The 11068-nt window shown below is 40.6% G+C and carries 10 protein-coding genes; 5 read left to right on the top strand and 5 right to left on the bottom strand.

Annotated features, from left to right (window positions below; genetic code table 11):
- Positions 1-263: 263 nt before the first annotated feature.
- Both GNF10_RS31120 and GNF10_RS31115 read left to right on the top strand, forming a co-directional pair.
- Positions 264-1547, top strand: coding sequence for a diguanylate cyclase (locus GNF10_RS31120; RefSeq protein WP_185587252.1), 1284 nt, complete (start codon positions 264-266; stop codon positions 1545-1547).
- A 289-nt stretch (positions 1548-1836) separates the two neighbouring features.
- Positions 1837-2397, top strand: a complete 561-nt coding sequence (locus GNF10_RS31115) for a sugar O-acetyltransferase (protein WP_185587251.1) — start codon at positions 1837-1839, stop codon at positions 2395-2397.
- A gap of 3 nt (positions 2398-2400) precedes the next feature.
- Here the strand turns inward: GNF10_RS31115 and GNF10_RS31110 are convergent, their stop codons facing one another.
- Both GNF10_RS31110 and GNF10_RS31105 read right to left on the bottom strand, forming a co-directional pair.
- Positions 2401-2781, bottom strand: a complete 381-nt coding sequence (locus tag GNF10_RS31110; protein ID WP_185587250.1) for a calcium-binding protein — start codon at positions 2779-2781, stop codon at positions 2401-2403.
- Positions 2782-3119: 338 nt separating this feature from the next.
- Complete coding sequence (locus GNF10_RS31105) at positions 3120-4103, bottom strand: DUF1517 domain-containing protein (RefSeq protein ID WP_185587249.1); 984 nt, start codon at positions 4101-4103, stop codon at positions 3120-3122.
- An 860-nt stretch (positions 4104-4963) separates the two neighbouring features.
- On the opposite strand from GNF10_RS31105, the gene GNF10_RS31100 reads away from it, so the two are divergent.
- Together GNF10_RS31100 and blaOXA are read left to right on the top strand one after the other, a co-directional pair.
- Entirely contained in the window at positions 4964-6187 is a 1224-nt protein-coding gene (locus GNF10_RS31100) for a glycosyltransferase family 4 protein (RefSeq protein ID WP_185580389.1), read from the top strand.
- 108 nt (positions 6188-6295) lie between these two features.
- On the top strand, positions 6296-7189 hold the full coding sequence (blaOXA, locus tag GNF10_RS31095) for a class D beta-lactamase (RefSeq protein WP_311774243.1): 894 nt from the start codon (positions 6296-6298) through the stop codon (positions 7187-7189).
- On the opposite strand, the gene thiS is transcribed toward blaOXA, so the two are convergent.
- The 3 genes from thiS to GNF10_RS39030 all read right to left on the bottom strand — a co-directional run bounded on the left by thiS (position 7186) and on the right by GNF10_RS39030 (position 8965).
- Positions 7186-7398 carry a sulfur carrier protein ThiS gene (gene thiS, locus GNF10_RS31090; protein ID WP_185580391.1) on the bottom strand — a complete coding sequence of 71 codons (213 nt, stop codon included), beginning with the start codon at positions 7396-7398 and terminating at the stop codon, positions 7186-7188. The genes blaOXA and thiS overlap by 4 nt on opposite strands.
- 76 nt (positions 7399-7474) lie before the next feature.
- Positions 7475-8590, bottom strand: a complete 1116-nt coding sequence (locus GNF10_RS31085) for a thiamine phosphate synthase (protein ID WP_185580392.1) — start codon at positions 8588-8590, stop codon at positions 7475-7477.
- 243 nt (positions 8591-8833) lie between these two features.
- On the bottom strand, positions 8834-8965 hold the full coding sequence (locus tag GNF10_RS39030) for a hypothetical protein (RefSeq protein WP_260446354.1): 132 nt from the start codon (positions 8963-8965) through the stop codon (positions 8834-8836).
- Between the two features lie 121 nt (positions 8966-9086).
- On the opposite strand from GNF10_RS39030, the gene GNF10_RS31080 reads away from it, so the two are divergent.
- Positions 9087-10988, top strand: coding sequence for a DUF1565 domain-containing protein (locus GNF10_RS31080; protein WP_185580393.1), 1902 nt, complete (start codon positions 9087-9089; stop codon positions 10986-10988).
- The last annotated feature ends 80 nt before the right edge of the window (positions 10989-11068 follow it).

Raw genomic sequence — 11068 nt, 5'->3', positions numbered from 1 at the left:
CTTTTGTTTGCTGGTAATTATATGGTAATTTACATTTTATGTTAATGGCATGATATTAACTGCATACATTAATCATAATTAGCTTTGACAAACACAGAAATTATTGGAGGTTAATAACATGATGCTATTTGCTCATTAGTTTAAGTATTTATATCAAGCAATACTACAGAGTCGTAAAAGATTGTTTATGATGAAATAATAACTTTCGTATTGAGTTGACACTGACAACAAAATCTGAACCCTAGCAAACAGGTTGTTTTACCATGTTCGCCCGCAAAATCCTAGTTGTTGAGGATGAAAAAATCATAGCCTCAAATATTAGAAAGAGTTTACAAAAATTAGGTTATTCCGTATCAGAAACTACTAAATCTGGTGAAGAAGCAATAAAAAAGGTAGCAGAAACTCATCCACATTTAGTATTAATTAATATCTGCCTAGCTGGTGAAATTGACGGTGTGAACGTAGCAGACATCATCCAGAATCACTTCCATGTGCCTGTAGTATATTTAACAGAATATTCGGAATATAAAGCATTATATGAAAACCAGCTAAGTGAGCCTTTTAGTTACATAGTCAAACCATTTATTGAAAGTGATTTACATTTTGCGATTGAAATGGCTCTATACAAACATCAAAGCAAAAAAATATTATACGAAGAAAAACAAAGGCTGGCAGCAATTATTAATTGTATGAGCAGTGCAGTGATTGTGACTTATGCTAATGGTTGTATTCAAATGATGAATCCCACAGCAGAACTAATCACGGGCTGGAAGGAAAGTGAAGCGTTCGGTAAAGATTTGGTAGAAGTAGTTAACTTAGTTGACAAAGATGTAGGAGAAAAAATTGAAAGTTTAGCCGCAGATGTAATCAAAACAGGTGAAATTTTGGATTTTCCAGAAAACTGTATACTGATTACCAAAGATGGTAAAGAGATATCGATTGGGGATAAAGTTGCACCCATCCGCGATCGCAATGGTAATATCACTGGTGCAGTTTTAGTGTTTCAAGATATCACCAAACGCAAGCAGACAGAGGCACAACTGATCCGTAATGCGTTTTATGATGGGCTGACAGCATTACCAAATCGTGTTTTGTTTCTAGACAGGCTCAGACAAACAATTGAGCGCAGCAAACGCAGAAGCGATTATTATTTTGCAGTTTTATTTTTGGATTTAGATGGTTTCAAAGATATTAACGATCGCTTTGGGCATGGAATAGGGGATGATTTTTTAGTAGCGATCGCTAGACGTTTAGAGTCGTGCTTACGTGGTGGTGATACTGTAGCGCGATTTGGTGGTGATGAGTTTACAGTTCTTTTAGAGGATATTAAAGACATTACCGATGCTACCAATGTTGCCAAACGGATTCAAGAATCGTTGCGATCGCCACTGTATCTGAATGGATATGAATTATCTACTACAGCTAGTATTGGTATTGCTTGGAATTTTAGTAATTATGAGGAGCCTGCAACTCTGCTACGGGATGCTGATATTGCGATGTACCGAGCTAAACGGCAAGGAAAAGCCACTTATGCCATATTTAGTTAATTAGGTAAGTAGGTCGGCGAAATTAAAGCTAACTGGCTAAGGCTGTCATTTGTCCATTGTCATTAGTCATTAGTAAAGGTTTTAAGCCTATTTACGTTTCGCAACATAATTAGTTTTTTTTCACGCCAACTTATTTAAGTGGGTGTAAATAGTTGTCGTTGGGATAAGGGTTTTAGCCTAGTTAATTTTTATTTACATAGTTTGATTTTATTGTGCCAGCTTACTTAGTCCTTTATACTGCCATTAAAATCAGAATCCTTTGATTTTTTTCACAACTATTCTGAATGTCATGGAAAAAACCGAAAAACAGAAAATGCTCGCAGGCGAATTGTATCTGGCGGAAGATCCAGAATTGGCTGCCGAAAATAAACGAGCTAGTCGTCTGTTGCGAAGGTACAATTCCACAACTGAAGAACAGCAAGATCAACGGCAGCAAATTTTGCAAGAGTTATTTGGAAAGATAGGTGACAAAGTATCAATTGTGCCACCATTTCACTGTGATTATGGTAGTAATATTTTTGTCGGCGACAAATTTTATATGAACTATGGCTGTGTAATTTTAGACTGCAATCCAGTTCACATTGGTGAAAATGTCCTATGCGCTCCTTATGTACAAATTTATACAGCCTATCATCCTACAGAGCCAGAAATTCGCCTTTCTGGTAGAGAATTAGCTGCCCCAATAAACATTGGTAATAATGTCTGGATTGGTGGCAGTGCAATTATTTGTCCAGGTGTCACGATTGGTGATAACACAACCATTGGTGCTGGCAGTGTAGTTGTCAAAGATATACCTGAGAATGTTGTCGCTGCGGGTAATCCCTGCCGCGTCATTCGATATTTATCCTAGAGTTTAAAACTTGTATCCTCTGGCAATCCAATAGAGCCAGTCTGCGATCGCTTCTTGAGTTTCGCTGTCAGCGTCAATGGCTGCTATTTCAGATAACTTTGCAGAATATACATCATCATCCTTACCATTAATGTAAGCCACTTCGACAAGCATATCTTTTAAACACTCATCATCTGGGGCCATTCCCAGTACCTCCACTTCTTTCTCCTCGGTAGAGCCTGATTTACGTCCCTTCTTAGTCCATTTAGCCATAAAGGGAAAATTTAGAGCTTCTTCGAGGTAGTAGTACCAACCCATAGCTCGGTCTTCTTTGTCTTCAGCATCTACAATGATCTCTGTTTTAATGCGATGCTCTCGGTTTTCGTCGGCTTCAACATTAGTCATAAGATACCGCTTTACGTGTATAACATTTTGATAATATTACCAAAGTCTTGGCTAAGAATAATTTTTCTAAAAGATAGTTAAGTATATAGGGCTTACGCATAATAGATCCCCCAACCCCCTTTTTAAACAGCGCTTTGAGAGTTTCTCCTTTTTTTAGAGGAGTTAGGGTGGATCGATATTTTAGTTCTCAGTGCGTAATTCTTGGTATATCTAGGTTATACAAAAAACCGCTTGTTATTGACAAACGGTTTTCTAGTTATTGCACTCAATGAGGAACTTATTTGTTTCGCCAAGATGCCAAGTTTTTTAGTGGCAGTAAAGCGCGAAATTTTTAGAGGTTAAACAAGTCTCAAATCAGGATAGTTTGCCAGTACATCATCAGATGTCAGCGTATCATTTTCAGCTTGCGGAGTCCAAAGTACTTCAATTGCCAGAAGTTTTTCGCTAGGGATACTACCAATTTGGCGCAAAGCTTGACGCAAATCATCAGCACTGTTAATCGCTGTGGGGATATCAAACTTGCCTAGTGTTGCCGCCAGCAACGTGACGATAATGTATTCTCCAGGGCCTTCAGTAAATAGGCGGGTGGGGTTGTCTAGTTCACCAGCTTGGGGTAACGCTTCTTTAGCAAGGGCTGCTTTTAGCTGGTTGTTGACGTTAGAAAGAGTTTCTTCGCTAAACTTGCTCCGTTCTGCCAGTGACAGCCGATTAAACTGACTTTCAGCTGAATTTAAACTGGCTTGTTGAGTACCACCACCTGCATATACAAAGTATTCGGGATGGCGGAGTAAAGCTAGGCTGGCTTCTTGCAGAATTTCTGCTCTTCCCTCTGGGGTGTTAGTATCAGCAGTTTCAGCAATGTGGTTGAGTTCATTTTGCAATTCACGGGCTTGAGCTAACAAACCTACTTGCAAACGAGTTACAGAAACAGGAGAGTTACTGCTGTAATCTGCTTCTGGTGTTTCACCGCCAGAGACACGGCGGAAAGTTTGCAATAAGAAATTAGCGATCGCAAAGAAAATTAAGATGCTAAATAGACCACCAAATCCTCCCCCAATACCCCAGAAAGGAAGTAGGAAGGGAAAGCCAAAACCACCACCAAAACCACCACCAGGATAGTATCCGCCCCCGCCAGGAGGTGCATAAGTGCGCGGTGTATAGGTGCGGCTGGAAGGCGCTCTAAAAGAGCCACCACCGATTCGACCCCCACTGCGGGCCGCTAATGCTCCATCGGCGTGGCTAAGAACCAAACTTAACACTAGTCCTAGTGCTAAGAAGGTTTTTAACAGTGGTTTGCTGATTTGTTGTAGTTTTTTACGCATAATACAATCGCTTGGAAAACAGAATTTTTATGATTTATCTCCATGCTGGTAGGAGTTTTGCGGTTATGTCACTAACGCCAGTCCGTAACAAGCAAGCTTTGTAGCATTCAGTTTTAAAGGCTACATATTCAATCTACCGCGTCTTATCTGGCGTATGCAGCGATCGCAGGGGGGATTTCTCGACTGGGGAACCGTACCTTAAGATATGTTCATCATCACAGAAATTTGTGATGTCTAGGACAGGCTACGTCTTAGACGGTGCAATTCCAGGCTACAGTCTTGGATTATACAGATGTTTTTCCTTTCTCATGATTATTTTGACTAATTTTTTAATACTTCACCCTACTTGTTCTGTCAGAATCCAAAAGGATATCTCTATATTTAAAGTAATATAAAGGACAGATATAGACCTGATGCTTACGTATGTGTAGTAGTGCTATAAGCAGACGTGATGCTTATCAGCAGAACTAAGCAGACACAGATAGTTATCAAATACTTATCTAAACTTTTGGCATTTTGGCACACCAGTCTAGACTATTCAATATATTCTAGTGAACGTAGGTAAGTTTCGTAATTTTTGCAACAGTTATTCATTGAGAAATTTGACTACATTGGACTACAAGTGTTAGATTTTATTTTATTGTCCATCATGTACAAAAATTCTCAAATGTTGAGAATTTTGCCGCCAAAATAAAATCAACACAATAAAAAAATAACTTGCTGGCTAATCTTCTAATATAGCCTTCAATTTTGTCTACCAGATTCGTTTTAAAAGAAATAAAATAATAATTATGGCTTGGAAAGTAATCCTAATTGTAAATAAATTCAAAATTATTTGAAGTAAATTTATCAACTTGATTATGGAACATATTTCTCAACTAACAGCCGAAATCAGAGACAAAGCTGCATACCCAGATATCCTAGTCATATCCCGGATATTCTTGCCGAAAGAAGCTGTAATTGGAGAATATATGTACAATCGTTGTCTCCAAGATCCAGAACGAGTTATTGTGCTGGCGGCTAGTTGCTCAGGAGATAAAGTATTTGATGAAGGTCAACAATTTCCAGTATATCGCTGGTTTTATCCTAGATCCTGGCGTAGTGGCTTTGTGGGAAATATCCTGAAGCCTTTTGTCAATATTGTCTGCTCGTTTGTGCTAGCAATCAAACTCTATTTTCGCTATCACTACCGTTATATAGAGTGGGGCCACGGCTATGATTTTCCTTCACTGTTGCTATTGAGCTATTTTTTACCTATTCGCTTTTTTATCTATCTGCACGGTAATGATTTTCTTTGTACTTTACACAATCCCGTGCTGCGATCGCTATTTAAATTAACACTTCATAGAGCCGAAGGTATTGTATGTAGCAGTTCTTATACACAAGACTACCTCAGAACTGCTTTACGATTAGATACTCCTACTTACGTTATTAACCCAATAATCAGACCAGAAAAATTTGGTAACAATGTCGGGAGTCCCAGTAGCCTTGATGATTTACGTGTTCGCGTGCGTCAGACATACAACATTCCCGATTCAGCAATAGTTATTCTTTCTATAGGAAGGCTAGTAAAACATAAAGCTTTCGACCGAGTGATTGATAATATCCCACTATTGCTAACTTTTGGGGTCGATGTCCACTATATAATCTGCGGTGAAGGGGCAAGTGAATCGGAACTGAAATCTCTGGTGCATCGTTTGCGGGTAGATAAGTGCGTCCACTTTGCTGGATATGTGCCAGAGCGTGAATTAGCTGGTTATTATGCAGCTTGCGACATATTTGCCATGCTGACTTTATTAGATACTAAACCTAATAATATGGAAGGTTTTGGTATGGTTTATTTAGAAGCAAGTTACTTCGGTAAGCCGATCATTGCCCCTCGCTTAGGTGGTGTTCTAGACACAGTTCAGCATGAAGAAAATGGGATACTGGTTAATCCTAATTCTGGTTATGAAGTTTTTCAAGCTTTCAATCGGTTGTGCAAAGATCAACAGCTACGTGAGCAACTTGGCCGCAAAGGTAAAGAATTAGCCAAGCGTAGAACTCTTCATCGATCGCTTTACAAATCAGACGCGATTTTGTGAGATGAATGCACATAGAATAGTGATGCACAGATGTTCATCTCTTCGCAAATGAGCAAGATTGCATTGTAAAATCTCCTTTGTGATTTTATTAAATATGCAATGAAAAATATCTTGTTTCAGATGTGGCAATCTCTTCGGCATTACCGAAGGCAAGCTGTTATATTTACAATTCTTGGATGTGTTGCTGTATTGAGTGTAATTAGCTTCCGAACAATGCCTATTCTGGCTCAACCAGCTTCAACCTCATCTGAACGTCCTGCTATTAAAGTGCCAAATTTTGGGCGGCACTTTCAAGAATTTGGGCGTGAAGGCTCAATCTTGATTTACGACTCAAAAAATAACCGCATCTATGAACACAATCCTAAACGTAATGCAACTGCGATCGCTCCAGCTTCGACATTCAAAATTTTTAACGCCCTGGTGGCACTAGAAACAGGTGTAATTCCTGATGATGTGGCGGTTCTCACTTGGGATGGAATTTACCGAGATATCAATGCTTGGAATCATGATACGAATTTGCGCCAAGCCTTTAAGGATTCAACTGTTTGGTTCTATCAAGTACTAGCGCGTAAGGCTGGATATGAACGGATGCAGCAATTTATTAACAAAGTAGGTTACGGGAATCGTCAGATTGGAACCGCCGCAGACATTGATCGTTTTTGGCTAGAACAGCAGCTATTGCAAATTACACCCCAAGAGCAAATTAAGTTTTTGCAACGGTTGTATCAAGGCGATTTACCTTTCTCTCAACGGGCAATAAATCTCGTCAAAGACATTATGGTACGCGAACAAACTCCAGACTACACACTGCGAGGAAAGACGGGATGGTTAACGAGTACCAAACCAAACGTTGGTTGGTTTGTGGGTTATTTAGAACAAAACAAAAACGTCTACTTTTTTGCAACAACCCTTGATATGTATAAACCAGAGGATGCACCCATCCGCATTGAGATTACACGACGCAGCCTTAAAGATTTGGGCTTGCTGGCTCACATCAACTAACCACCACCAACAATAGTTACTACTTCTAAGCGATCGCCTGGCTGCAATTTGGTTTGTGGCCAAAACTGGCGATGTAAAATTTCGCCGTTATATTCTACAGCCACCAAGCGCGGGTTAAAACCCAACTCTTGGATCAAGTCGGGTAAAGAAATTTGAAACGAACAGCTATGGGTTTCCCCATTTACCTGAACCGTAATCTCATTAGACATAAATGTGGGGAATGGGGAATTGGGAATGGTGAATTGGTTACTCACTTTGGGCTAATGACAAATGACAAATGACTCTTTAAAGTTCTGGCTTAATGCGATTGAGTTGGGAGAGCAAATATTGTGTTACTAGGGTAGGCTGTTCGGCTTGCATGAGCGATCGCACCACTGCTACACGTTTGGCTCCAGCATCGATCACATCATTAATATTATTGGCATCGATTCCGCCAATGGCAAACCAGGGAATTGAGCAATTTTTCGCAGCATAGCTGACATATTCTAAACCTGTTGCTGCCTTACCTACTTTTGTGGGAGTTTCATAAACTGGCCCCACGCCAATGTAATCTACACCTTCAGTAATTGCTGCTTGCATTTCTTCTTTATTGGTGGTAGAAAGACCTATTAGACGCTGGGAACCTAGTAATTGCCGAGCCACAGTAATGGGCATATCTTGTTGTCCCAGATGTACTCCATCTGCATCGATAGCTAAAGCAAGATCCACGCGATCGTTAACAATGAATAAAGCACCGTAGATATGGCATAACTGTCGGAGTTTTCTGGCTTGCTCCAAACGCAAAGAATCATCGGCGGTTTTGTCACGGTATTGTAGAAGCGTTAATCCCCCTTTAAGTGCAGCTTCGACGTTATTCAACAAATTTTCATTCGGGGAAGTAACAAGATACAAATGCGATCGCCACAACAATTGATGGCGCTGATGACCCATTAAACTACTTTCTAGGGTATAAACCTGATAGCGCATCTGCTTACAAGCTTTAGCTATATTTGGCTGATAAAGCTTACTGTATTCTTCCAACACCCGCAATGCTTCTTCGACACGGCAAAAGTTAGCTTGCAATACTGATTTTATACTAGCTCGTTCTTCTTCTTGAGGATGAGTTAACTCAGTTCCAGGATCGCCTGGTGTATCTCGCGCCGCCCGTAATTCCGGGGTATGCCACTTGGCTAATTCTTGTCGCAGACGCTTGCATTCAAGAGCTAACTGGGCATTATTCAAGCCAAAGCGACACCATTCTTCAATAATTCGCAAGCCTTCACGAGCGCGGTCTAAATTGGCATCTAAAATGCGATAGACAACTTGCTGTACTTGCTCTTTTTGGCTGTATGGCTCGACCATTACAACAACCCCGTTAGTGCTTTCATCAAAATGTGAATTATCATATCTCTTAGTAACCATAAGTCAATTAATTTGCTTTTTTTACTCAATTTTTGCCGAATCTACGCAAAAAAGCGTAGTAATGAGGGTTACGATAAATTATCCCATGTTCTTATATGCAGTGATAAGGGTAGTTTGAGGCTACAGTTTTGCACTAAGGTTAGTCAAGTATTTTAGGGTGAACAACCAGCTTACAAAGGACTAGCCGAAAGGGATACATCAGAAAATCTCCAATGGGCAAATTAAATTGAGACTGCATAGATACTATTTAAAGAGTGTTTGTCTCTCGATGAAGAGTTTTTTGCGTGAGTCCTGAATTACAAGCTCTTTTAGGGTGAGGGTATTTTGGCGATCGCGTAACGTGTCTTTTAGAGAAAGGTATTCTCGAACAGACACAATATTATTTATTACCCTGTATTAAAAATCGCCAATCGGTCAATATGTGAGTAATATTATCGACATAATACTCTCTAAGAGTATAAGAATTTATTGTTACTTCTAAGGAGTTGTGTTAAATATGATTCACTACCGTGTGTTTCCTAAGTACCGTAGAGTAGATATTATGCTTGCCAAACTTAAGTTTCTGGAATCAGCAAGACTTTTATTTTTTAGTTTATCGGTATTATCTTTTACTGTAGGTATGGGAGCGACAAGTATGACGTTCCTGGATAGTGCGTTAGCGGAGCTCGCCGGGGGCATCGCTCAGATGCCATCAACACCAAATTCAGCACCTCTAGGTGAGACAAAAAATTCTCAGGCTAACGTGCTGTTTGTCAACCCAAATGGTGGAAATGACGACGCAGGTAATGGTAGCGAATCTGCTCCTGTAAAAACGATTACCCATGCGTTGCGATTAGCTAACCCCAATACTGTAATTATGCTCTCCACGGGCACTTATAGCACCGAGACAGGAGAGGAATTTCCCTTAATGCTGAAACCGGGTGTTTCAATTCAAGGCAACCCTAGCAATAAAGGTAAGGATATTATCATTCAGGGAGGGGGTGATTACCTGAGTCGGAGCTTTGGCGGTCAAAATGTCACAATTGTGGGGGCAAACCAAGCTTTGCTCACTGGGGTGACGCTGACGAACCGCAATCGCCGGGGTTACGGTTTATGGATTGAATCTAGCGATCCGGTAATTGTGGAAAATACATTTACTGGCAGTACCCAAGATGGGATTTCTGTCAGTGGTAATGCTGCACCTACCATTAGCAAGAATTACTTCGATCGCAATGGAGCCAATGGCATCACAATTGCCGGGAATTCCAGCCCCCAAGTGAAAGAAAATGTCTTTCACCAAACGGGTTTTGGGATTAATATTGCCCAAAATGCCGCTCCGATAGTTATAGGCAATCAAATTCAGAACAATAGATCGGGAATTGTCGTGCAAGCAAAGGCGCACCCGATTTTACGGAATAATATTATTCAAGATAATAAAGAAGATGGTCTAGTTGCGATCGCTCAAGCAATGCCAGATTTGGGTAGTGCATCGGAACCAGGGGGTAATCAATTTCAAAATAATGGCCGCTACGACATTAACGCCAGCGCTGCTAAACAGATGATTTCTGCTGGCGGTAATAATCTTGTGAGCGATCGCATCACTGGCAAGGTAGATATTAACGGCACAATAGCACTAGCAGCACAGAATTCTCAATCAACTCCCAACAATGTGTTACAAGAAATACCACCAACTGGGGAAATCACCTTCTCGGCTCCCGAAATCTCTGAAACTACTAATAGGCAAAACAGCAACAGTATTTCAGCAAATAATCCTGTTTCTACACAATTAAACAGTCAACTGCTGCCATTAGTGCCAGCTAAGGTTCCACTTCCCACGCCTATATCCAATCAACAGCAACCCACATCTAAAGTTGCTGGATTTCCGACTCCTAGTAGCTTGTCGATGAGACAAATACCAACTAACACTCAAATTGCAACTTCCAGTCCAGCACAGCCGTCTAACACACCACAGTTGCTATATGTGCGGATTGATCCTAATACGATCGAATTTACTGCCCCTGAGTACCCATCCAATTCAGTTGCCAGCACAAGGAATCAAACACAGCAGCCATTACCAATAGTAGAAGCTACTGCCCCAGGTGCTTCAGCACTTTTACCACTTCCCGATCAGAATATCCCTATTGGTAATGCTCGGAATATGCAAACAAGCTCTGCAAGTATTCCTTATGGTGGTAGCTCTGCAACACAATTTGGTGTACGTTATCGCGTAGTAGTTCCACTGTTGACTGATAGAGATCAAGATTTAGTGCGATCGCTTGCTCCTGGTGCGTTTCCCACAGTTTGGGAAGGTCAAAGAGTTATGCAAGCAGGAGTATTTAGCAGTGAATATAACGCTAAAGAAATGCTCAAAACACTCTCTAGCAATGGTTTAAGAGCCATTATGGAACCGTTGAATTAATTGGGAATTGGGAATTGCGAATTGGGAATTGGGAATTTGAGAGAAGTAAAAATTACCTTTTTCCCCCCTGCGCCCTGCCC

The organism is Nostoc sp. UCD121, from assembly GCF_014222285.1.
Taxonomy (GTDB): domain Bacteria; phylum Cyanobacteriota; class Cyanobacteriia; order Cyanobacteriales; family Nostocaceae; genus Nostoc.
Note: the sequence above shows the minus strand (reverse complement) of the source record. Positions and strands in the feature narration are given on the sequence as shown.

What these genes read in the sequence shown, in the direction of transcription:
- GNF10_RS31110 (WP_185587250.1), bottom strand. Translation starts at nt 2,781, where the DNA reads ATGACTAATGTTGAAGCCGACGAAAACCGAGAGCATCGCATTAAAACA.
- GNF10_RS31100 (WP_185580389.1), top strand. Translation starts at nt 4,964, where the DNA reads ATGGAACATATTTCTCAACTAACAGCCGAAATCAGAGACAAAGCTGCA.
- GNF10_RS31115 (WP_185587251.1), top strand. Translation starts at nt 1,837, where the DNA reads ATGGAAAAAACCGAAAAACAGAAAATGCTCGCAGGCGAATTGTATCTG.
- GNF10_RS31105 (WP_185587249.1), bottom strand. Translation starts at nt 4,103, where the DNA reads ATGCGTAAAAAACTACAACAAATCAGCAAACCACTGTTAAAAACCTTC.
- thiS (WP_185580391.1), bottom strand. Translation starts at nt 7,398, where the DNA reads ATGTCTAATGAGATTACGGTTCAGGTAAATGGGGAAACCCATAGCTGT.
- GNF10_RS31085 (WP_185580392.1), bottom strand. Translation starts at nt 8,590, where the DNA reads ATGGTTACTAAGAGATATGATAATTCACATTTTGATGAAAGCACTAAC.
- GNF10_RS31120 (WP_185587252.1), top strand. Translation starts at nt 264, where the DNA reads ATGTTCGCCCGCAAAATCCTAGTTGTTGAGGATGAAAAAATCATAGCC.
- GNF10_RS31080 (WP_185580393.1), top strand. Translation starts at nt 9,087, where the DNA reads ATGATTCACTACCGTGTGTTTCCTAAGTACCGTAGAGTAGATATTATG.